We start from the raw sequence: 19,738 nt of genomic DNA on the forward strand, positions 1-19,738 counted from the left end.
AGCGAAGCAAACCGTCTGAAATCTGACTAACAACCCTTCAGGTTCATTCTGGTTGCAGTCGCGGCTGCCGTATCGCGTCCAGGTTCAGCCGGGCCTTGATCGGCAGATGATCGGAAGCGCGCTGCGCCAGCGGCGTCTTGTGCACCTCGATGCTGGAAATCAGGTGCGGCGGCCTGGCCAGGATGCGGTCGAGCGCAAACAGCGGAAAGCGCGACGGAAAGCTCGGCAGAACCGCATCGATCGGACCGAAATGCGGCAGCAGGGCCAGCAGCGAAGACCTGTTGCGGACGCGCCATTCGTTGAGGTCGCCAAGCAGGATTGTCGGCCGCAGAACCGGGTGCGTGGCTTCGACCAGCGCGTTGGCCTGCTGCGAGCGCGACCGCCGCAGCAGGCCAAAATGTGCGGCTATGATCCTGAGCGAGACGCCCTTCAGCTCCAGATCCGCGATGACCGCACCGCGCGGCTCAAGGCCGGGCAGCCGGATCTGGTTCACGCTTTCGACCACGCCGCGGCGCGCCAGGATCAGATTTCCGTGCCAGCCATGGCTGCGGCGGTTTTCCGGGACATGTGTGGGGACGAGGTCGCTGTCCCGCTCGAGCGCTGCGAGATCGAGCAAACCCTGCCTGCTTCCGGTCCTTTCGTCGGCCTCCTGCAAGGCAATGATATCGGCGTCGAGTTCCTTGACCACGGCTGCGACCCGCTCCGGATCGAACCTGCCGTCGGTGCCGACGCATTTATGCACATTGTAGGATGCAACCGTGGTGCACGAAATTTCATTGCCGGGCGCCGTAAACCGCGGCACTTCCCTTCGCAGCGCAGCGCCAAGCGACCTTGGAAGGGTAGGCGATCGATCCAGCATGTGATCCATTTGCTGTTGAGTCGGCGAGTGGCGGCCATTGCGATTATGGCGCGTGCGGAGGTCTGAAACAACGACGACCTTGCAAAACCGTTCCACCACCGGCCTCGGCGCGCGGTCTGGAACCCTGACGGGCAACAACACGTTTCGGGAGGGCAGCGCAGTCAACGGAGAAGTCGAATGCAGCCCTTAGCCGCAAATTCCGCCCCCCGCTCAGGCCCGCTCAGGATCGTCCCGTTCGATGGAACCGTAACCGTTCGGTTCTCCGACGCCATTATTGCGTCGAGCGCGCGGGCAAAGCTGCTCTACGAAGACGGTCATGATCCTGTCTTCTACATACCCTTCGAGGACATCTATTTCGACCTTCTGGAGAAGACGAACACAACGAGCCACAGCCCGCTGAAGGGCACGGCAAGTTATTGGCGTGTTCATGCGGTCGGCTCGTCGGCAGAAGACTTCATGTGGGCCTACGAGACGCCCGACACCCCGGCACTGGCGATCGCCCGCCACGGCGCGTTCGATCCCGGCCGGGCGCGGATTGAGGCCGATCCCGCGGAGGACAAGCGGCATACGCCGCACGTCACCGAATAGACTCACATTGGCAACGGCGCCAGCTTTCCGTCAGAACTCTTCAAGGATGCGCAGGCTGTCTTCGTATTTCTCTGTCGAGGCACCGATCTGCCGTGCCTGCCATAGATTGTCGACAAGATCGGCGCGCTTGACCGGCAACGCCAGCGGATTGGCCGCAGCCCTACGAACGAACACGGAATCGTCCTCGTTCGGCCGCCGCGTCAGTGCGTCGACGGCCGATACGATGGACGGCCCGAACCCGGCCGCCTCAAGCCGGTCGCGATTCCAACCGTCGCCTTTTTCGATGACGTCGTGAAGATAGGCGATGGCTTTCTGATCGAGCGTTTCGACGGCATCGACGACCCGGCGGCAATGTTCGATATAAGGCCGCCCTGTCTTGTCCGTCTGCCCGGCATGGGCCTGTTCGGCGATTTTCGCTGCGCGATAAAGCACGCTCATTGGGTCGATCCCGTAACGAACAGCACATGTCCTGGCGCACCAACGCGCCATTGTCAGTGCGAGTTCCTACGCGCCGCGGGACCCTGCTGCCTCGCTTGCGAGCTGAATGCCGCGGTGGCGGGCGGAATAGTCAGGAGACGCGTTCAAAACTGTCGAGGCTGGTTCCAAAGGCACGCCAGGCGGGGAGTTTCCTGGCTCGGGCCGGCGCCCCTTCCTTTTCCGCCGACAAAGCGGCATCCGCAACGGTGTGCCACAGCATCTCCAGCTTCCCGTTCCTGAGGATGCCGGTATAGCTCACCGCCGCGGCTCCGACCCGCCCTTCGGCCGCGCAGGTGAATCCGATGACATCTCCATGGCAGGCTCCGAACAGCGGCACCGTCGTGCCGAAGAAGGCGCTGTCCTCCAGCGCCGTCCTGAAGGTTCCGCTGATCCGTCCGCCCTCTTCGCTGGTCAGTTCGACGACCGACCCGTACTGGTTCCGCCAGGTGCCCAGCCAACTCATCGCTGCTCCTCCTGATTGCTGCCATAGGGATTGCGTTGGCACACGGCCTCCAAGCCGCGGCCGAGGTAGCGGCCTTCAATCAGCCGCAATGCCAGCCATCGACATCTGAACGAAGCGCAGCGGCGCTTCCAGCGTCCAGGTGATGCCGTGCCTCTCAAATTCCAGGCGGCCGGTGCCGCTGAGCGCCTGCGGGGTGACGCGTTTGAGCACGACCGTTCCGAAACCGCGTCGCGTGTTTTCATCGACCAATGGTCCGTCCAGTTCCCGCCAGACAAGGCGGAAGCCGTCGCTGCCATCGGCGGCTGGCGTCACGGTCCATTCGACCTCGACCCGCCCGTCAAGGCGCGACAGCGCTCCGTGCTTTACCGAATTGGTGGCCAGCTCGTGAAAGGCAATGCCGAGATATTGCACCGCATTCGGCTGCAGCATGATCATCGGCCCGCTCATCGATAGCCTGGCCTGTGTCGCGAAGGCCTTAGTCTGGGCATGGATTAGTTCGCCGATGGTCGCGCCACGCCATTCGGCATCGACCAGCAGATCGTGTGATTCCGAAAGTGCCATGATGCGTTCCCGGACTTGGGAAAGGAAAGCCTCTGGCGTACCCGCCAGCTTGCTGGTCTCGCGGATCATCGAGACGATCACCGAATACTGGTTTTTAACGCCATGGTTGACTTCGCGCATGAGTGTGCGGATACGCCGTTCGCTGTCCTTATGCGGGCTGATGTCGCGCGCGATCTTGGAAGCGCCGACGATACGCCCAATGCCGTCGCGTATCGGCGAGATGGTGAGCGAAACCGGAACCAGGGTGCCGTCCTTGCGCTGCCGGATAGTCTCATATGAAGGAATCCGTTCGCCGGCGCGAATGCGGCTGATGATCATGGCTTCCTCATCCAGGTGGTCGGGCGGGATGAGCATCGTCACCGGGCGACCGATCGCCTCCGCGGGCGTGTAGCCGAACAGGCGTTGTGCCGCGTCGTTCCAGCTGGTGATAATGCCGTTCAGGTCTTTCGACACGATCGCGTCCATCGAAGATTCGACGATGGCAGCGAGCCTTATGCTGGCGTCGTCAGCCAGCGCCTGGGTGCGCAGGTCGAGCAAGGTGTTGATGGCGCCGACGACCTCGCCGTTCGCATCGCGAAGCAGGACCGGATACGCGCTGAACGGGATGAACTGGCCGTCCGGCCGCTCGGCGATCGCCCGGCCCCCAGGAACGTCCCGCTCCTCCAGCAAGGCAACGGCCATCGGACATTCGTCGTGCGCCATCGGCCGTCCGTCGAGGTGGCGAAGCTTCCATGATCCGCACCAGCGGTCCTGGCCGATAACCGGACGATATCCCCAGAGATCGGCAGCGGCTTCATTGAAGAACGAGATGTAGCCTTGTCTGTCGGTGGTGTAGACAGCCACAGGCAACGCCTGCATCAGATCGGCGGAGGAAACTTGCGGGATTCCGCCAGTCTTTAGTTCAACGACGTCCACCAGTCCCCCGCTCCGCTTGGCTTGGCGACGGATTGCTACGTCATCTAAATGCGCGCGAGCGTTTTCGGTTCCGTTCGATCCGCTTTCGGACATTCAGGCTGATCTGCGTTTCGCGGCCGTTCCCCGACCTTTGTTAGGAGCCTTGCCGCCTTCCTGCGCCAGGCTTCTGCGCAGAATATCGGCGAGGTTGACGACATTCGTCCTCGGCGCAGGTGCCGGCTTGGGCGGTTTCTTGCCCTTGCGCTTGGCTTCGATCATCGCAACCAGCGCCTGTTCATAAGTGTCTTCGAACTTTGACGGGTCGAATTTGGCGGGCTTCTTGTCGATCAGCAATTGCGCGATTTCCAGCATCTCGGGATCGACCTTGCGAGCCTTCAGTCCTTCGAACACCGCGTCCGTTGCGACCACTTCATTGTGGTTGCGTAATTCCGTCATCACCATGCCCTTGCCCAGCGGCTGGATCAGCACCTCTCGGCCTCGCTGGTACAGCACGACGCAGGAGCGGGCTGCCACTTTCTTCCTGGCCATGGCGTCCCGGATCACCGCGAAGGCCTCAGTGGAGGGCGCGTCGGCCGGAACCAGATAATAGGGCTTTTCGAGGTAGCGTGCGTCGATTTCGGCGGTGGGCACAAACTCGCCGATCTCGAGCGTGTGCTGCGATACCATCTTTAGTTTCTTGATTTCGTCCGGCTCTATGCGGATGAATTCGCCCTTCTCGACTTCATAGCCCTTTACCTGGTCGGCAGCCTCCACCGTATCGCCGGTCTCCTCGTCGATATAAGCGCTCTTGACCGGGAGACCGTCCTTGCGGTTCAGGATCCTGAAATGCACTTTCTCGGCCTCGCTGACGGCGCCGATGATCTTGACGCCACAGGAAACCGATCCGACTTTCATAAAGCCCTTCCAGGCAGCTCGCGGCGTCGCCATGTCAATCACTCATTTGCCGAACGGACGGAACGGCTGCGAGCCGAAATCGTTCCGCCGTGGCAGGCTGGTCCATACGCCGGCCCGGACGAGAACATTCGGTTCATTTTCGTCAGGGGAATAGCGGAATGGCCAAACGCAGCGCAGGGTTGCTCATTTATCGCCAAAGCCGAGGTTCACTTCAGGTGCTGCTGGTGCATCCCGGCGGCCCATTCTGGGCGAAGAAGGACGACGGCGCATGGTCGATCCCGAAGGGCCTGGTCGACGAGAACGAAGACGAACTGACGGCGGCAAAACGCGAAGCCGAAGAGGAGCTCGGGGTCGCCATCGATGGAGTTTTCGAACACCTTGGCAGCTACCGGCAGCCGGGCGGCAAGCTCGTCGTCGCGTGGTGCGTCGAAGCGGACTTCGACAGCGACGCCATAAGCAGCAACACCTTCGTCATGGAATGGCCGCCAAGGTCCGGCTCGATGAAGGAATTTGCCGAAGTCGACAGAGCGGGCTGGTTCTCCCTGCCTGAAGCCAACGTCAAGATACTGAAAGGCCAGCGCGCCATGCTGGCGGATTTGGCCGGTCGGCATGGCGACCCATGAAATCGTATCGGCTCAGTACTTCAGGGCGGCGCCTGGCTTGCCTTACGGCGCTATCCCAAGCGAATTTTGCGCGCGCAGCGTGCGTAATGTGATCGAATAGCGGTGCTCGGCGACCGGCGGAACGCTGTGCTCCCATTCGTTGCGCGCAGCACCCGTCATCAAATAGGCTGATCTTGGCTCGACGGTGACCGTCTTGCGATCCCATCGCGTGCCGTTTTTCCGGCGCAGGCGGAAGCTGCAGGCGGCCAGCAGCGAAACGCCGGCGACCAATTCGAAATGAGGCTTGTCGCGGTGCCAGCCGATACCGGCGCCCGGCCGGTACTCGTTGATCAGCACCTGCACGAAGGTTTCGGCCGGCAGGCGGGCAAAGGCTGCAACTTTGTCCCTGAGCGGCAGCAGAAAGCCGGGTATCGGCGGTGCTTCGACGACTTCGCGCCGGTCGTAGTCGTAACGCAGCCCGAAGCCGACCACCCGCCGGTTTGCCAGATGGCCGTGAAAGTCGAAGGGCTGAAAAGGCAGGCCGTCGAGCTGGCTTGCCAACGCTGCTTCCTCGTCCGGCGTGATCAGTTCGGGCCGGTAGCGGAATCCTTCCGGCAGGTCGTCGGTGGCGGCAAAGAGATCGCCCTGACGGGCTGCAGCCGATGTCTTGAGCGGTGGCATCAACTGTACTTGGTGAAGCCGGCCCGTAGCGGCAAGGCTGCTTCGGCAGCAAGGAACCTCGCTCTCCGTGCAGGGTTATTCACACGATGGCGTGGATTGGAGCACTGCCGAGCATTGGAGCTGTCGAGATGCCTTCAACTGCGATCAGAAACATCGACTACCAGCCGGCGACGAGGGTACTCTCGGTGTGGTTCGTCCCGAGCGGAAACCGCTATGATTACGAGGACGTTCCGCCGCAGGTCCACGCCGCGTTCCGCAAGGCTTCGTCGAAGGGCCGGTTCTTCAACGAACATATTCGCGACCGGTATAAATACCATCTGGTCGAGCAGAGCCATTCGAGCTGAGTCTTCCGACGCTTCTCAACCATGATCTCGGCTCTCCGCCATTCGTAGCCGCGCGGCAATGAGCGGACTTCGCAGTTGGTGAGCGACCTGATATTGATCATGGTTTCACCGGAAACATCGAAAGCCTGGAATGCCCGCCGAAGTCGAAACAACCGAGCAGCTCCAGCAATTGCTCGATACCCCGCATCTGGCGGGCGTGCTGGATAGCGAACAATTCAAGAGATTTCTCGACCAGCTGCCGATCGCGATCGCAATTTCCGATCTCAGCGGCGATGAACGTGTCGTCTATGTCAATTCCGAGTTCCAGAAATTGTCAGGCGTATCCGTCGCCGAGCTCGAGCGCTGGAACTGGGCCGCACTGAGCGGAGAAGGCTTGAGCGAATACAAGGACCGGCCGCTGGCCCGGGCCATCGTCGAGGATATCGATCGCGCGGGAACATTCAGGATACAACGTGCCGCCGCAGCGCCAGCCATCGTCGATGTCTATTCGAACCTGATCGAGGACGAGCGCGGGCGACGGTCCTTTCGACTGGTCGCCCTTGTCGACGTTACCGCGCACAAGGCAAGCGACAGCGAGGCCATCGAACAACGCATTCGGGAAAAGGACATGCTGCTGCGCGAGTTGCAGCATCGGATGAAGAACAATCTCCAAATGATCACGGCTCTCATCAGATTGGAGGCCCGCAGTGCGGCATCGCCTGATCAGAAAGGTTTCGAGCGCCTCGCCGGCCGCGTCGATGCGCTCGCAATCCTCTACCAGACGCTGTCGGCCGACGAACAGAAGGCCGAAGTGGACCTTGGCGTCTATCTCAGCCAGATCGCTTCCGCCGTGATGACGTCGCACGCCATGCAGGGCATCCGGCTCGATATGAAGGTCGACACTTATCCGGTGTCCATCAACGTGGCGATGCCGACGGGACTGGTGGTCAATGAGCTTTTGACAAACGCGCTGAAACACGCCTTTCTGGGTCGCGAAGGCGGGACGATCACGCTGCGCAGCGTCGTCGACGGAGACGGTTTTCGCATCGTAGTCGCCGATGACGGCATCGGCCTGCCCGAAGGCGAGACCTGGCCGAAACCCGGCAAGCTCGGAGCGTTGATCGCTCAATCGCTGATTGAAAATGCCAAAGCCCGGTTCGAGGTGGATTCTGCCCCCGGCAAAGGAACGCGGGTGACCATCGTGTTCAACAGATCGGCCGCCGTCGCGACGTAGCCGGTCGAGCAAGCGCCATCAAGGCCATCCGCATCAGCCAGGCCCGTCGATCACCTTGCGCGTGTGGCGGGCGATGACACCTTCTTCGTCGGTCGCGATGACGCGGACTTCGACCTTGCCATCCGCCTGGCTTATGAGCGCTTCATGGGAGTTGTTGTCGGCTTCGTCGATCGCCACGCCGAGCCAGCCAAGCCTGCCGCAAATCGCTTTGCGGGCCGCGGCAGAGTGCTCGCCGATGCCGCCGGTGAACACCAGGCATTCCAGCCCGCCCAGCGTATTGGCGAGGGCGGCAACTTCCCTGGCGGCGCGGAAGGCGAAAAGCTCCACCGCTTCGCGCGCCCGGCGGTCATCGCTGGCCTCCAGCGTTCGCATGTCGCCGGAAATGCCGGACACGCCGAGCAGGCCGGATTCCTCGTAGAGCATGTCTTGCAGCGCCTCTCCCGAAACCCCTCTTTCCAGCAGGAGGTACAAAAGCACGCCCGGATCGATGGCGCCGCAGCGTGTGCCCATGACCAGGCCGTCAAGCGCCGAAAAGCCCATCGTCGTATCGACGCTTCTCCCGTCGCGCATGGCGCACAGGCTCGCCCCGTTACCGAGATGGGCGACGATGGTTCTTTTCGCCGCCAGATCGGGCGATCTCTGCTTGAGCCGGCCCGCGACATATTCGTAGGAAAGCCCGTGAAAGCCGTAGCGGTGGATGCCGTCTGCCTCATAGCGACGCGGCAGCGCAAAACGGCTGACCAGAGGCTCGATGGTCCTATGGAAGGCCGTGTCGAAACATCCGACCTGCGGCAGGTCGGGCCGCAACGCGGCAAGCGCCCGGATCGGCGCGAGGCTGCGCGGCTGGTGCAGTGGCGCAAGCGGCGTCAGCCTGTCGAGAGCCTCGATAATTGTCGGTGTCAGGCGGACAGGTTCGACGAACTCGCGTCCGCCATGAACGATGCGATGGCCGGCGGCGATCAGTTTCCTTCCGCCAAGTTCGTTCTCGATCCATTGCAGCATCTGGCCGAGGCCCATGTCGGGCGATGCGTCCGCGGCAAGTGGCCGATCGCACTGCAGCTCCCCATCGGCGGCTTTCGCGGTCAGCCTTGGCGCATCGCCCAGATCCAGCGAACCGCGCGAGGCAAGATCCAGCTCGGCGGATGCTGCAAGGTCGTAAAGTCCGAACTTGATGCTCGACGAGCCGGCATTCAACGCAAGGATCGATCGTCGCATCAATCGCCGGCCCTTGTCGCGCCGTCCTGCGGCCAGGACCATTTCTGGATCTCGGGCATGTCCTCGCCATGTTCGCGGACATAGGCTTTGTGCTCAGCCAATTTCCCATGCAGCGCCGCGGCAAGCTCCTTCGCCCGCTCGGCCAGCCCCGGCACACGCGCGATCGCGGCGAGCGCCAGATGATAGCGGTCGAGCTGGTTGAGCACGACCATATCGAACGGCGTCGTCGTCGTGCCTTCCTCGCGAAAGCCATGCACATGCATGTTGTCGTGGTTGGCGCGCCGGTAGGTCAGACGGTGAATGAGATAGGGGTAGCCGTGATAGGCGAAGATGACCGGCTTGGCCTTGGTGAACAGCGCGTCGAATCTGTCGTCGGCAAAGCCATGCGGATGTTCGGAATTCGACTGCAAAATCATCAGGTCGACGACATTGACGACGCGGATCTTCAGGTCCGGAATGCCCGAGCGCAGGATGTCGGCTGCGGCAAGCGTCTCCAGCGTCGGCACGTCGCCGGCGCAAGCCAGGACCACATCCGGATCTTCGCCCTTGGCAACCGTCCCGGCCCATTCCCAGATGCCCGCGCCGGCCTTGCAGTGCGCTTCCGCGTCCTCGGCGGACAGCCATTGCGGCGCCGGCTGCTTGCCGGCGACGATGACGTTGATGCGGTTGTAGGTTTTCAGGCAATGGTCGGTGATCCACAGCAGCGTGTTTGCATCCGGCGGGAAATAGAGCCTTACCGTGTCGGCCTTCTTGTTGGCGACGAAATCGGCAAAGCCCGGATCCTGATGGCTGAAGCCGTTGTGATCCTGCCGCCAGACATGCGAGGTCAGCAGGTAGTTTAGCGAGGCGATCGGCTTGCGCCAGGCAAGTTCGCCGGAGGTCTTCAGCCATTTGGCATGCTGGTTGACCATGGAATCGACGATGTGGACGAACGCCTCGTAGCACGAGAACAGGCCGTGGCGGCCGGTCAGCAGATAGCCCTCCAGCCAGCCTTGGCAAAGGTGCTCGCTGAGCACTTCCATGACGCGGCCGCCGCGGGAAAGATGAACGTCGTAAGGCTCGATCCGCTCCATCCAGACCCGGTCCGTAACCTCGAACACGTCGTCGAGGCGGTTGGAGGACGTCTCGTCGGGTCCCATCAGCCGGAAATTCCTGGCCTCGGCGTTCAAGCGGATCACGTCGCGAAGATAGCTCCCCACGGTCCGCGTTGCCTCCCCAACAGTGCCGCCCGGACGCGGTACCTCGAGCGCCAGGCCTTTCCAGTCGGGAAGCACGAGGTCTTGCTTCAGCAGGCCGCCATTGGCGTAGGGGATTGCGCCCATGCGTCTGGGCCCTGTGGGCGCCAGCGCCGCGAGCTCCGCCAGGAGATGCCCGCCTTCATCGAACAGCGTCTTCGGTTCGTAGCTGCGCATCCAGTCTTCGAGGATCTGGCGGTGCGCCGCGTCGCCGCGCGCGTTAGACACCGGCACCTGGTGCGAACGCCAGAAATCCTCGACTCGTCTGCCGTCGACCTCTTTCGGCCCGGTCCAGCCCTTTGGGCTGCGCAGCACGATCATCGGCCACAGCGGCCGCTCTCCCTTCCAGCCCGCGGCTCGTGCAGGCTCCTGGATGGAGTGGATCCGGTCGAGCACGGTATCGAGCGTGCGGGCCATCTCCCGATGCATCGGGGCAGGCTCGTGGCCTTCCACGAAAAAGGTTTCGTAGCCATAGCCGAGGAACAGGCTGCGCAACGCCTCGTCTTCCATACGGCCGAGGATCGTCGGGCTGGCGATCTTGTAGCCGTTGAGATGCAGGATCGGCAGGACGGCACCGTCGGATGCCGGGTTCAGGAACTTGTTGGAATGCCAGGCCGCGGCGAGCGGGCCGGTCTCGGCTTCGCCGTCGCCGACGACGCAGGCAACCACAAGGTTCGGATTGTCGAAGGCGGCGCCGAAGGCATGGACCAGCGCATAGCCGAGCTCTCCGCCTTCGTGGATCGAGCCGGGTGTCTCCGGGGCCGCGTGGCTCGGCACTCCGCCGGGGAACGAGAACTGCCGGAACAGCTTTCGCAGGCCGTCTTCGTCCCTGCCGATCTCGGGATAAATCTCGCTGTAGGTGCCCTCGAGCCAGGTGTTCGCGACCATTGCCGGGCCGCCGTGACCCGGCCCGCAGATGAACAGAACATCGAGACCACGTTCACGGATGATCCGGTTCAGATGCACATAGATGAAATTGAGGCCGGGCGTTGTGCCCCAATGGCCGAGCAGCCGTGGCTTGATGTGCTCGGGCCGCATGGGCTCGCGCAAGAGCGGATTGTCGAGCAGATAGATCTGGCCAACCGAAATGTAGTTCGCGGCGCGCCAGTAGCGGTCCATCAGATCCATCTGGTCAAGGCCGGTTGTTTGCGCAGTCGTGCGGGCCTCGTCGTTCATGGAAATGCCTCCGGAATACCCTCGTCCGTCGTTATCTGGAGTGGCGCCGCCTCGGAGAAAGGATTTGCCTCGAAATAAGTTTGGGCGGGCGCGGCCAGTTCCGCTTGCCGATCCTGCAATCCGCCTCGCCCGACAAAAGCGGGTCGGTCTTTTGAGGAACCTCGGGGCTTGCCAACGGTTAGGAAGATGTACCGCATTGCATGAATGCAAGGGGACTGCCGAGGCCCCGGGGACATCGACTGGCCAAAGTGCCGTTTGAGCAGCTTGGGCGATTGTGGCGGAGGCCCGTAGGAGGAGCAAAAAATGCTCGATCTCTCCCATGCCCGCAACCAAATGGTCGACATTCACCTAAGCCGCCGTGGCGTTCGCGACCGCAATGTCCTTCAGGCGATGCGCGAGGTCCCGCGCGAGGCTTTCGTCGAGCCTGGTTTTGAAGAATTTGCCTATGAGGACGGGCCGCTGCCGATCGCCGAAGGTCAGACGATATCGCAGCCCTATATCGTTGCGTTGATGATCGAAATGGCCGAGGTCGGAGCCGGTGACCATGTTCTCGAGGTCGGCACCGGCTCGGGCTATGCGGCTGCCGTAATGAGCCGGATCGTCGAACGTGTCTACACCATCGAGCGCCACGCCGCGTTGGCTGAAACGGCAAGGCAGCGGTTTAAAAAGCTTGGCTACGACAATATCGAAGTCCGCACTGGCGACGGCACCAGGGGCTGGCCAGAGGCTGCACCCTTCGATGCGATCCTGGTTGCCGCCGCTGGACCCGGCGCACCGCTCGCGCTGCAGGAACAGCTCGACGTCGCCGGCCGGCTTATCATCCCGGTCGGCGACGAATTCGACGCGCAGCGCCTGCTCAAGGTCACCCGGACCGGCGCAGCAACTTACACCGAGGAGGATTTCGGCGGCGTGCGGTTTGTTCCGCTGATCGGCGAGCAAGGCTGGGGCGAGCCAGGCAGCGACAGCCAGATAGCGGCCGATCTTCCGCACCGGCATCAGCGCAGGAGCAGCCTGCCGCAGATGATAGCGGCCGCCGCCGAACCGCTTCCGGATTTCGACGATCCGGCCTTCGGTGCGCTGTTCGACCGGTTTGCCGACCGCCGCGTCGTCTTGCTCGGCGAAGCCAGCCACGGCACGTCGGAGTTCTATCGTGCGCGCGCCGCGATCACGCGCAGGCTGATCGAGAAGCATGGCTTCACCATCGTCGCGGTCGAGGCCGACTGGCCCGATGCGGCGGCGATCGACCGTTACATCCGCCACCGGCCACCACGGCCGGGCGCCGATCCGCCGTTCCAGCGCTTTCCCACCTGGATGTGGCGCAACACCGACGTCGCTGCGTTCGTCGACTGGATGCGAGAGCATAACGAGCGGATCAGGATATCCTCCCGGCGGGCCGGGTTCTATGGCCTCGACATCTACAATATGGGCGGGTCGATCGCGGCGGTCCTGCAATATCTCGACCGGGTCGATCCGCAGGCGGCGAGGATCGCACGCGAACGCTACGGCTGCCTGACTCCGTGGCAGAACGACCCGGCCACTTATGGCCGTGTCGCACTCACCTCCGGCTACCAGAAATGCGAGAAGGCCGTGCTCGAGCAATGCCGGGAACTGCTCGCCAGAGAGCTCGACTATGCGCAGCAGGACGGGTTCGATTTCCTCGACGCCACCCAGAACGCCCGCCTGGTCGCCTCCGCCGAGCGCTATTACCGCACCATGTATTATGGCGGCGCGCAATCCTGGAACCTGCGCGACACCCACATGTTCGAAACGCTGGAGCACCTGCTGCAGGCCCGCGGCCCGAACGCCAAGGCGGTGGTGTGGGCGCATAATTCCCATATTGGCGATGCCCGCTATACCGAGATGGGGATCGTCAGGGACGAATTGAACATCGGCCAGCTCTGCCGCCAGCGTCTTGGCGACGAGGTTGCCTTGATTGGTCTCAGTACGCATTCCGGGACGGTGGCCGCTGCCACCGACTGGGACGGCGACATGGAAGTGAAACCGGTTCGGCCTTCCCACAACGACAGCTATGAGCGGCTTTGCCACGACAGCGGCGTCTCGCCTTTCCTGCTCGATTTCGAGCGCGACGACACGCTGCGCCAACGGCTTCTGGAGCGCCGGCTGGAACGCTTTATCGGTGTCATCTATCGGCCCGAGACCGAGCTGCACAGCCACTATGCGGACGCCTCGCTCGCCCGCCAGTTCGATGCTTTCGTCTGGTTCGATGAGACCAATGCCGTGACGCCGCTTGGGCCGGAGCATGCGGGGACAGGCCTTCCCGAGACTTATCCTTTCGGGCTGTAGCGAATCTGGACCTTGGGAAAGCGGAAAATCGAAAGGAAGGAGGTCACCAATGGCCGGAAAGAAGACTCATGAGCAGCAATTGCGCATCATCGAAGAGCGCGAGAACACGAAAAACGCCGGCAAGGATTTCGACGCGGAAGCGGATTTGAACAAGACCAGGCAAGAGCGCGAGGCGTTCCGGCGCGGTGCCGAGCTCAGATCGGACCCGAAGGATATTGCCGATCCCGACGATCGCAACATCATCCGCGGCGAGCACCAGGAAAGCGCCCACAACAAGCATCGCGCCGACCGCTGAACGGCCGGATCGCTTGACGTTAAGACAATACGGCGCCGGGTCCGTCCCCTGACCTTAATCCCTGGGGCTATTCGGCAAAAAATGTCGCGGCGACAGCAATTGAGACGAGGCTCAGCACTGCCAGGCCTGCCCTGGCGACATGCGAAGCCTCCCAGACGTTGCGCAAATCTCTCCAGTCGCCGGTCTGCTTTCGAGAGAACATTGAAAAAAACGTCGCGGCGGATTTCGGCAGGGCAGTGTCTTGCACCCAGAAATTATTGACGGGGTGCGTGACCGACCAATAGGTCGCGTGCTCCGCCAGCAGCGAGACAAGCGCCGCCAAGGTCCACCAGAATCGGGCGCTTGGATAGGGCGTCAGGTAAAGCAGGACGGCGAGCGCAATGATGCCGCCGATCTCGGCGAACCCGCCGATCGTGAAGCCGGGATAGTAGATCGCCTGCACTGATCTGTAGGTGGCCTCCTTGAGGCGCAACTTGCCGGGCAATTCCAAAGCGTGCGCGAGCGAGAGCGCCATCGAGACGGCGACCAACAGAAGCGTGGCGATCGTCAATGCGCGCATGTTTCCTGCTCCCGACCATGCCCTCGTGGTGCGCGCGTAGATAGGGTGGTTGGTGATCCTGAAAAGGCGCCCGACTTCGCCGGCAGGCTGTTCGGTCATTCCCCGATCTGGCTGGTCGAGCGTTCGTGGAGCCTGGCGCCGGTCTGCGCGTCGACCGCGACCATGCTGACCTCGTAGCCCCAGAGCTTGCGGATGTGGCGCAGCGTGGCGTCGCGGCTGCCGCCTTCCAGCACGATGCCGTCCTTGACCTTGTGCTGCAGGCGCAGATGCCGGTCGCCGAGCAGGTCCACATCCACCACCTGGATGTCCGGCCGGCTGGCGCCGATGTCGTAGCTGTGGGCGAGTGCGCTGCGGATACTCTCGTAGCCGCGCTCATTGTGTATCGAGGCGACTTCGTAATGGGGGTCGTTGGCAGCGTCGGCAAGCACAAAGAACCGCCATTTCCGTATCAGGGTAGGGCTCAGATATTGGCGGATGAAGGACTCGTCGCGATGGTTGGCCCAGGCGTCCAGCAAGGTCTGGCGCCAGTCGCCGTTACCGGCGATATCGGGGAACCAGTCGCGGTCCTCGGCCGTCGGCGCGGTCGAGATGCGCTGGATGTCCTGCATCATGTCAAGCCCCAGCGCGTAAGGGTTGATACCGGAAAAGCGCGGATCGTCGAAGCCCGGCTGGAAGATCACGTTCGAATGGTTGCGCAGGATCTCCAGCATGGCACCTTCGCCGATCAGCCCGCGGTCGAACAAAAGGTTCATCAGCGTGTAATGCACGAAGGTGGCGCAGCCCTCGTTCATCACCTGCGTTTGGCGCTGTGGATAGAAATACTGCGCGATAACGCGGACAATCCGGATAACCTCACGCTGCCACGGTTCCAGGATCAGGCTGTTCTTCTCCAGGAAATAAAGCAGGTTCTCCTCGGGCAGGTTGAGCGATTTCTTGCGCTCCGCCATGGTGTCCGTCTCGCGAACCTTGGTGCCGTCCTTGGACGGCGGCAGCGTGCGCCACAGATCGTTGTAGGAGCGCTCCTCGTATTCCAGGCGCTCGCGAAGGCCCTCGCGCTGCTTTTCCGACGACAGCTTCGGCGGCCGGTGATATCTGAACACGCCCTGTTCCATCAGCGCGTGTGCGGCATCGAGGATCTCTTCCACCGCATCGACGCCATGCCGCTCTTCGCAGCGGGCAATATAGCCCTTGGCGAAGTCGAGATAGCTGAGGATGGCGCCGGCGTCCGTCCACTGCCGGAAAAGATAATTGTTCTTGAAGAAATGGTTATGCCCGAGTGCTGCGTGCGCCGTCACCAGGGCCTGGAGGGCCATGGTGTTTTCCTCCATCAGATAGACGATGCAGGGATTCGAATTGATGACGAGTTCATAGGCGAGCCCTCGCCCGCCTTTGCGATAGAGCAGTTCCTGGTAGAGGTAGTGCTTGCCGAAGGACCAGTGCCGGTACATCAGCGGCATGCCGACCGAGGAATAGGCGTCGAGCATCTGTTCGGACGAGATGATCTCCATCTGTACCGGATAGGTGTCGAGGTGGAGCTCTTCGGTGGCGATCGCCTCGATGGTCTCGTAGGCGCGCGACAGCGTCCTGAAATCCCAGTCGGAACCGGAAAACAGCAGCCCGGATCTGCTCGCCATCAGCCCCCTCTTTCACCGCTCTTTTGATAGCCCGGCTGTCTGGCGAAGAGCTGGCGGAAAACCGGGTAGATGTCGGCCGCGGTGGCGATGCGGCTCATCTGGAAGTTCGACCATCTCAGCTTGACCGCACTGTAGGCACGCCATAGCGACGTGCCGTTGTCGGTAGCGCCGAAGATGTGGCTCTCGCGCTCGTCGAGGATCTCGACATAGGCGAAATACTGGCACAGCCGCATGATCTGTTCGTCGAGCAGGGCGATGCAGCGCTCGGAATCGGTGACGAAATTGTCACCGTCCGAGGCCTGGGCGACATAGATGTTCCATTCGCGGCTGGGATAGCGTTGCTCGACGATGCGGTGCATCTCCTCGAGCGCGGTGGAAACCACCGTACCGCCGCTCTGGGTGTTGTAGAAGAAGGTTTCCTCGTCGACCTCCTGCGCCTCGTGGGTGTGGCGGATGAAGACCACCTCGGTCCGGTCGTAGCGCCGCTTCAGGAACAGGTGCAGCAGCACGAAGAAGCGCTTGGCCAGATCCTTCTCGCGTTCGCCCATCGAACCGGACACGTCCATGAGGCAGAACATCACCGCGTTGGCGTTCGGCACCGGCTGCGCGTCGAAGCGGTTGAAGCGGATATCGACCGGGTCGACATAGGCGATCCGCTTGCGGCGACGCTCCAGTCGATCGAACTCTTCCTGCAGCGCCACGATGCGCTGGCGCATCTCGACGTTTTGCGGCTTCGCCTCCAGCGACGCAATCTCCTGCGCGATCGCATCGAGGTCCTCCTGCTTGGGACGCCTGAGCGCTATGCGGCGGCCATGGCTGTTGCGCATCGTGCGCCCGACATTGATGTTGGTCGGCGAGCCGGTCGCGGCGAAGCCGGCCCGGCGCGGCTTGAAGGCGAGGATCTCCTTGAGGTTGAGCTTGACCATGTCAGGCAGTTCGAGGTCTTCGAAAAAGAGGTCGAGCACCTCTTCGCGCGACAGCACGAAACGGAAATCGTCCTCCGATTCGGTTCTCCCCGGGGCGGACCCCATGCCGCCGCCCTGGCCGGGCTTGGGCAGCCGGTCGCCTGGGGAGAAATGCTTGTTGCCGGGCAGGACGTGCTGGCGGCTGCCGCTGTTCCTGGCATCGTTGAAGCTCGGCTCGCCGGTGCCCCGCGCCGGCATCGAAACGGCATGCTCGGCGTCCACGTCGGCGATCTTGCCGGTGCGGATCTGATCGCGGATCGTGCGCTTCAACTCTTCGCGCGCCCGCCGCAGAAAACGCTGCCGATTGCCGAGGCTTTTGTCCTTCGGGTTCAGTCGGCGATCGATGAAGATCGGCATATGTTACCCCGGGCTGGCTTCAACCCGCCTTGTTCACCCGCATGTACCAGTCCACCAGCCGGCGAACCTGGCGTTCGGTGTAACCGCGCTGGATCATCCGCTGCACGAATTCGGTATGCCGCTTCTCCGTCACGCTGTCCTGCTTGGAGCCGAAGCTGATCACCGGCAGCAGGTCCTCGACCTGCCCGAACATCCGCTTCTCGATGACTTCGCGCAGCTTTTCGTAGCTCGTCCATGACGGGTTGCGGCCATGGTTTCTGGCCCGCGCGCGCAGCGTGAACTTCACCACTTCATTGCGGAAGTCCTTGGGATTGGCGATGCCGGCCGGCTTTTCGACCTGCGACAGTTCGTTGTCCAAAACCTCGCGATTGAGGATCTGGCCGGTATCGGTATCCTTGTAGTCCTGATCCTCGATCCAGGCATCGGCATAGGCGATGTAGCGGTCGAACAGGTTCTGGCCGTATTCGCTGTAGGATTCCAGATAGGCCTTCTGGATCTCGTGGCCGATGAACTCGGCATAACGGGTGGCCAGCTCCGACTTTATGAAATCGAGATAGTCCGCCTCTGTTTCCTTCGGGAACTGCTCGCGCTTGATCGCCTCTTCCAGGATGTACATCAGATGCACCGGATCGGCGGCCACCTCTTCGGTGTCGTAGTTGAAGGTCTGCGACAGGATTTTGAAGGCGAAGCGGGTGCTGACGCCGGTCATGCCTTCATCGACACCGGCGGCGTTTCGGTACTCCTGGACCGACTTCGCCTTGGGATCGGTTTCCTTGAGGTTCTCGCCGTCATAGACGCGCATCTTGGTGTAGAGCGGCGAATTGTCGTGTTCGGCCAGGCGGGTCGAGACGGTGAACCGGCTGAGGATGTCGAGCACTTCCGGAGCGCAGGGGCTGTTAGCCAGTTCGCTTTCGCGCAACAGCTTCTCGTAGATCTGCCGCTCTTCGGTGACGCGCAGGCAATACGGCACCTTGACCACCAGGATGCGGTCGAGGAACGCCTCGTTGTTTTTGTTGTTCTTGAACTGCAGCCATTCCGATTCGTTGGAATGGGCAACGATGATGCCCTGATAGGGGAAAGCGCCGAAATTCTCGGTGCCGTTGTAGCTGCCTTCCTGGGTGGCGGTCAGCAGCGGATGCAGCACCTTGATCGGCGCCTTGAACATCTCGACGAATTCGAGCAGTCCTTGCGTCGTCCGGTTCAGCCCGCCGCTATAGGAATAGGCGTCCGGATCGGACTGGCTGAAGTTTTCCAGCTGCCTGATGTCGACCTTGCCGACCAGGGCCGAAACGTCCTGATTGTTCTCGTCGCCCGGCTCGGTCTTGGCGATGCCGATCTGGCGAAGCCTGGACGGCATCAGCTTGACGACGCTGAATTTGGAGATGTCGCCGGACAATTCGTCGAGACGCTTGGCCGCCCAGGGCGAGATCAGGCCGGTCAGCCGCCGCCGGGCGATGCCGTATTTGTCCTCCAAAAGGTCGCCCATGCGGTCGGGATCGAACAGCCCGAGCGGCGATTCGAAGACCGGGCTGACCTGGCCGCCGACCTTCAGCGTATAGATCGGACGCTGCTCCATCAGCCTTTTCAACTGCTCCGCAAGCGAGGACTTGCCGCCGCCGACCGGGCCGAGGAGATAGAGGATCTGCTTGCGTTCCTCGAGGCCTTGCGAGGCATAGCGGAAATAACCGGCGATACGCTCGATCGTATCCTCCATGCCGTAAAAGTCGGCGAAGGTCGGATAGATCTTGATCGTCCGGTTCGAAAAAATACGGCCGAGCCGCTCGTCCTTGCTGGTATCGACAAAAGTCGGCTCGCCGATCGCCTCGACCATCCGCTCGGGCGCTGAGGCGTACATCGACTTGTCCTCGCGGCAGGCAAGCAGATATTGCTGGAGGCTTATCTCCTCCTGCGCCGCATTCTTGTAAACCTCGGAAAACAGATCGAAGACGTCGGATTGATTCTCACGCATGGTATTCCTAGCCCCGGAGCCGATGTGGCTGCATGTTTATCTCTTGAACAACCAAATGTTGGAAAGCCCTTGTGGTTCCCTTCACTTCGCAGAGAGTGCATGTGACCGAACGATAAGAGTCTAGATAAGGGCATCCTGAGTGCAGACAAGGCGTGGAACGTCCTGCTCGCGGCACAAAATCCTGAATCGCACCACGTCCTGCGGGCGACATCCAACAAGACGGAGGAACGGTTCGGGTCCTTTCCGGTTGTGAGGGAAAGGAGACGGTCGATGTCTGGGAATAGTTTGTGGTTGCTCGTTGTTGCAGGAGGTCCACTGCTGCTGGCAGTCCTGATCGCCTACGCCCTGCTCACGCAGCGCCGTCGCGGCCCGGCGGAGCGCAGGGAAAGCGAGCGTGCGACCGAGCGCCTGTATCAGGAAAAGAAGGATTGA

The 19,738-nt window shown here is 62.1% G+C and carries 19 protein-coding genes; 7 read left to right on the top strand and 12 right to left on the bottom strand.

From position 1 onward, the window contains the following. Nucleotides 1-43: 43 nt before the first annotated feature. Nucleotides 44-859 (bottom strand): endonuclease/exonuclease/phosphatase family protein, encoded by an 816-nt coding sequence (locus NKJ17_RS00305; protein ID WP_302893445.1) that lies wholly within the window; start codon nucleotides 857-859, stop codon nucleotides 44-46. 177 nt (nucleotides 860-1,036) lie between these two features. On the opposite strand from NKJ17_RS00305, the gene NKJ17_RS00310 reads away from it, so the two are divergent. Continuing rightward, entirely contained in the window at nucleotides 1,037-1,447 is a 411-nt protein-coding gene (locus NKJ17_RS00310; protein ID WP_352507047.1) for a DUF427 domain-containing protein, read from the top strand. Between the two features lie 30 nt (nucleotides 1,448-1,477). Here NKJ17_RS00310 and NKJ17_RS00315 read toward each other — a convergent pair whose 3' ends face one another. From NKJ17_RS00315 to ku, 4 genes are all read right to left on the bottom strand, one after another. Then, a complete protein-coding gene (locus NKJ17_RS00315; RefSeq protein WP_352507046.1) occupies nucleotides 1,478-1,885 on the bottom strand; it encodes an HD domain-containing protein in 408 nt (135 codons plus the stop codon). Nucleotides 1,886-2,015: 130 nt separating this feature from the next. Continuing rightward, nucleotides 2,016-2,387 (bottom strand): avidin/streptavidin family protein, encoded by a 372-nt coding sequence (locus NKJ17_RS00320; RefSeq protein ID WP_254815773.1) that lies wholly within the window; start codon nucleotides 2,385-2,387, stop codon nucleotides 2,016-2,018. A gap of 75 nt (nucleotides 2,388-2,462) precedes the next feature. Then, entirely contained in the window at nucleotides 2,463-3,863 is a 1,401-nt protein-coding gene (locus NKJ17_RS00325) for a PAS domain-containing HWE histidine kinase family protein (RefSeq protein WP_352686267.1), read from the bottom strand. Between the two features lie 93 nt (nucleotides 3,864-3,956). Beyond that, nucleotides 3,957-4,790 carry a non-homologous end joining protein Ku gene (gene ku / locus NKJ17_RS00330; protein WP_352507044.1) on the bottom strand — a complete coding sequence of 278 codons (834 nt, stop codon included), beginning with the start codon at nucleotides 4,788-4,790 and terminating at the stop codon, nucleotides 3,957-3,959. Between the two features lie 125 nt (nucleotides 4,791-4,915). On the opposite strand from ku, the gene NKJ17_RS00335 reads away from it, so the two are divergent. Next, on the top strand, nucleotides 4,916-5,380 hold the full coding sequence (locus NKJ17_RS00335; protein ID WP_352507043.1) for an NUDIX hydrolase: 465 nt from the start codon (nucleotides 4,916-4,918) through the stop codon (nucleotides 5,378-5,380). Between the two features lie 42 nt (nucleotides 5,381-5,422). Here the strand turns inward: NKJ17_RS00335 and NKJ17_RS00340 are convergent, their stop codons facing one another. Then, nucleotides 5,423-6,040: an alpha-ketoglutarate-dependent dioxygenase AlkB gene (locus NKJ17_RS00340; protein ID WP_352507042.1), complete on the bottom strand. Its 618-nt coding sequence runs from the start codon at nucleotides 6,038-6,040 to the stop codon at nucleotides 5,423-5,425. 128 nt (nucleotides 6,041-6,168) lie between these two features. Between NKJ17_RS00340 and NKJ17_RS00345 the strand changes: the two genes are divergently transcribed. Further along, the gene (locus NKJ17_RS00345) at nucleotides 6,169-6,384 is read left to right on the top strand and encodes a KTSC domain-containing protein (protein WP_352476940.1); all 216 of its coding nucleotides are present in this window, start codon (nucleotides 6,169-6,171) and stop codon (nucleotides 6,382-6,384) included. 130 nt (nucleotides 6,385-6,514) lie between these two features. Beyond that, nucleotides 6,515-7,597: a sensor histidine kinase gene (locus NKJ17_RS00350; protein WP_352507041.1), complete on the top strand. Its 1,083-nt coding sequence runs from the start codon at nucleotides 6,515-6,517 to the stop codon at nucleotides 7,595-7,597. A 33-nt stretch (nucleotides 7,598-7,630) separates the two neighbouring features. Here NKJ17_RS00350 and NKJ17_RS00355 read toward each other — a convergent pair whose 3' ends face one another. After that, a complete protein-coding gene (locus NKJ17_RS00355) occupies nucleotides 7,631-8,812 on the bottom strand; it encodes an acetate/propionate family kinase (protein ID WP_352507040.1) in 1,182 nt (393 codons plus the stop codon). Next, nucleotides 8,812-11,223: a phosphoketolase family protein gene (locus NKJ17_RS00360; RefSeq protein WP_352507039.1), complete on the bottom strand. Its 2,412-nt coding sequence runs from the start codon at nucleotides 11,221-11,223 to the stop codon at nucleotides 8,812-8,814. Before NKJ17_RS00360 ends, NKJ17_RS00355 begins: the two co-directional genes overlap by 1 nt. A 303-nt stretch (nucleotides 11,224-11,526) precedes the next feature. On the opposite strand from NKJ17_RS00360, the gene NKJ17_RS00365 reads away from it, so the two are divergent. Further along, a complete protein-coding gene (locus NKJ17_RS00365) occupies nucleotides 11,527-13,527 on the top strand; it encodes a protein-L-isoaspartate(D-aspartate) O-methyltransferase (RefSeq protein WP_352507038.1) in 2,001 nt (666 codons plus the stop codon). Nucleotides 13,528-13,576: 49 nt separating this feature from the next. Then, nucleotides 13,577-13,822, top strand: coding sequence for a hypothetical protein (locus NKJ17_RS00370; RefSeq protein ID WP_352507037.1), 246 nt, complete (start codon nucleotides 13,577-13,579; stop codon nucleotides 13,820-13,822). A 67-nt stretch (nucleotides 13,823-13,889) separates the two neighbouring features. On the opposite strand, the gene NKJ17_RS00375 is transcribed toward NKJ17_RS00370, so the two are convergent. Genes NKJ17_RS00375 through NKJ17_RS00390 form a run of 4 tightly spaced genes read right to left on the bottom strand, consistent with a single transcriptional unit; the run spans nucleotide 13,890 to nucleotide 19,306 of the window. After that, nucleotides 13,890-14,480: a DUF1772 domain-containing protein gene (locus tag NKJ17_RS00375; RefSeq protein ID WP_352686274.1), complete on the bottom strand. Its 591-nt coding sequence runs from the start codon at nucleotides 14,478-14,480 to the stop codon at nucleotides 13,890-13,892. Further along, nucleotides 14,477-16,015 carry a SpoVR family protein gene (locus tag NKJ17_RS00380; RefSeq protein WP_352686276.1) on the bottom strand — a complete coding sequence of 513 codons (1,539 nt, stop codon included), beginning with the start codon at nucleotides 16,013-16,015 and terminating at the stop codon, nucleotides 14,477-14,479. The genes NKJ17_RS00375 and NKJ17_RS00380 overlap by 4 nt, the downstream gene beginning before the upstream one ends. Next, the gene (locus NKJ17_RS00385; RefSeq protein ID WP_352476946.1) at nucleotides 16,015-17,337 is read right to left on the bottom strand and encodes a YeaH/YhbH family protein; all 1,323 of its coding nucleotides are present in this window, start codon (nucleotides 17,335-17,337) and stop codon (nucleotides 16,015-16,017) included. Before NKJ17_RS00385 ends, NKJ17_RS00380 begins: the two co-directional genes overlap by 1 nt. A gap of 19 nt (nucleotides 17,338-17,356) precedes the next feature. Beyond that, nucleotides 17,357-19,306: a PrkA family serine protein kinase gene (locus tag NKJ17_RS00390; protein WP_254815786.1), complete on the bottom strand. Its 1,950-nt coding sequence runs from the start codon at nucleotides 19,304-19,306 to the stop codon at nucleotides 17,357-17,359. 270 nt (nucleotides 19,307-19,576) lie between these two features. Between NKJ17_RS00390 and NKJ17_RS00395 the strand changes: the two genes are divergently transcribed. Further along, nucleotides 19,577-19,738 (top strand): hypothetical protein, encoded by a 162-nt coding sequence (locus tag NKJ17_RS00395; RefSeq protein ID WP_254815787.1) that lies wholly within the window; start codon nucleotides 19,577-19,579, stop codon nucleotides 19,736-19,738.

Origin of the sequence: Mesorhizobium sp. M0208, from assembly GCF_040322015.1 — a bacterium.
Taxonomy (GTDB): domain Bacteria; phylum Pseudomonadota; class Alphaproteobacteria; order Rhizobiales; family Rhizobiaceae; genus Mesorhizobium.

What these genes read in the sequence shown, in the direction of transcription:
- NKJ17_RS00305 (WP_302893445.1), bottom strand. Translation starts at nt 859, where the DNA reads ATGCTGGATCGATCGCCTACCCTTCCAAGGTCGCTTGGCGCTGCGCTG.
- NKJ17_RS00310 (WP_352507047.1), top strand. Translation starts at nt 1,037, where the DNA reads ATGCAGCCCTTAGCCGCAAATTCCGCCCCCCGCTCAGGCCCGCTCAGG.
- NKJ17_RS00315 (WP_352507046.1), bottom strand. Translation starts at nt 1,885, where the DNA reads ATGAGCGTGCTTTATCGCGCAGCGAAAATCGCCGAACAGGCCCATGCC.
- NKJ17_RS00320 (WP_254815773.1), bottom strand. Translation starts at nt 2,387, where the DNA reads ATGAGTTGGCTGGGCACCTGGCGGAACCAGTACGGGTCGGTCGTCGAA.
- ku (WP_352507044.1), bottom strand. Translation starts at nt 4,790, where the DNA reads ATGGCGACGCCGCGAGCTGCCTGGAAGGGCTTTATGAAAGTCGGATCG.
- NKJ17_RS00335 (WP_352507043.1), top strand. Translation starts at nt 4,916, where the DNA reads ATGGCCAAACGCAGCGCAGGGTTGCTCATTTATCGCCAAAGCCGAGGT.
- NKJ17_RS00340 (WP_352507042.1), bottom strand. Translation starts at nt 6,040, where the DNA reads ATGCCACCGCTCAAGACATCGGCTGCAGCCCGTCAGGGCGATCTCTTT.
- NKJ17_RS00345 (WP_352476940.1), top strand. Translation starts at nt 6,169, where the DNA reads ATGCCTTCAACTGCGATCAGAAACATCGACTACCAGCCGGCGACGAGG.
- NKJ17_RS00350 (WP_352507041.1), top strand. Translation starts at nt 6,515, where the DNA reads ATGCCCGCCGAAGTCGAAACAACCGAGCAGCTCCAGCAATTGCTCGAT.
- NKJ17_RS00355 (WP_352507040.1), bottom strand. Translation starts at nt 8,812, where the DNA reads ATGCGACGATCGATCCTTGCGTTGAATGCCGGCTCGTCGAGCATCAAG.
- NKJ17_RS00360 (WP_352507039.1), bottom strand. Translation starts at nt 11,223, where the DNA reads ATGAACGACGAGGCCCGCACGACTGCGCAAACAACCGGCCTTGACCAG.
- NKJ17_RS00365 (WP_352507038.1), top strand. Translation starts at nt 11,527, where the DNA reads ATGCTCGATCTCTCCCATGCCCGCAACCAAATGGTCGACATTCACCTA.
- NKJ17_RS00370 (WP_352507037.1), top strand. Translation starts at nt 13,577, where the DNA reads ATGGCCGGAAAGAAGACTCATGAGCAGCAATTGCGCATCATCGAAGAG.
- NKJ17_RS00375 (WP_352686274.1), bottom strand. Translation starts at nt 14,480, where the DNA reads ATGACCGAACAGCCTGCCGGCGAAGTCGGGCGCCTTTTCAGGATCACC.
- NKJ17_RS00380 (WP_352686276.1), bottom strand. Translation starts at nt 16,015, where the DNA reads ATGGCGAGCAGATCCGGGCTGCTGTTTTCCGGTTCCGACTGGGATTTC.
- NKJ17_RS00385 (WP_352476946.1), bottom strand. Translation starts at nt 17,337, where the DNA reads ATGCCGATCTTCATCGATCGCCGACTGAACCCGAAGGACAAAAGCCTC.
- NKJ17_RS00390 (WP_254815786.1), bottom strand. Translation starts at nt 19,306, where the DNA reads ATGCGTGAGAATCAATCCGACGTCTTCGATCTGTTTTCCGAGGTTTAC.
- NKJ17_RS00395 (WP_254815787.1), top strand. Translation starts at nt 19,577, where the DNA reads ATGTCTGGGAATAGTTTGTGGTTGCTCGTTGTTGCAGGAGGTCCACTG.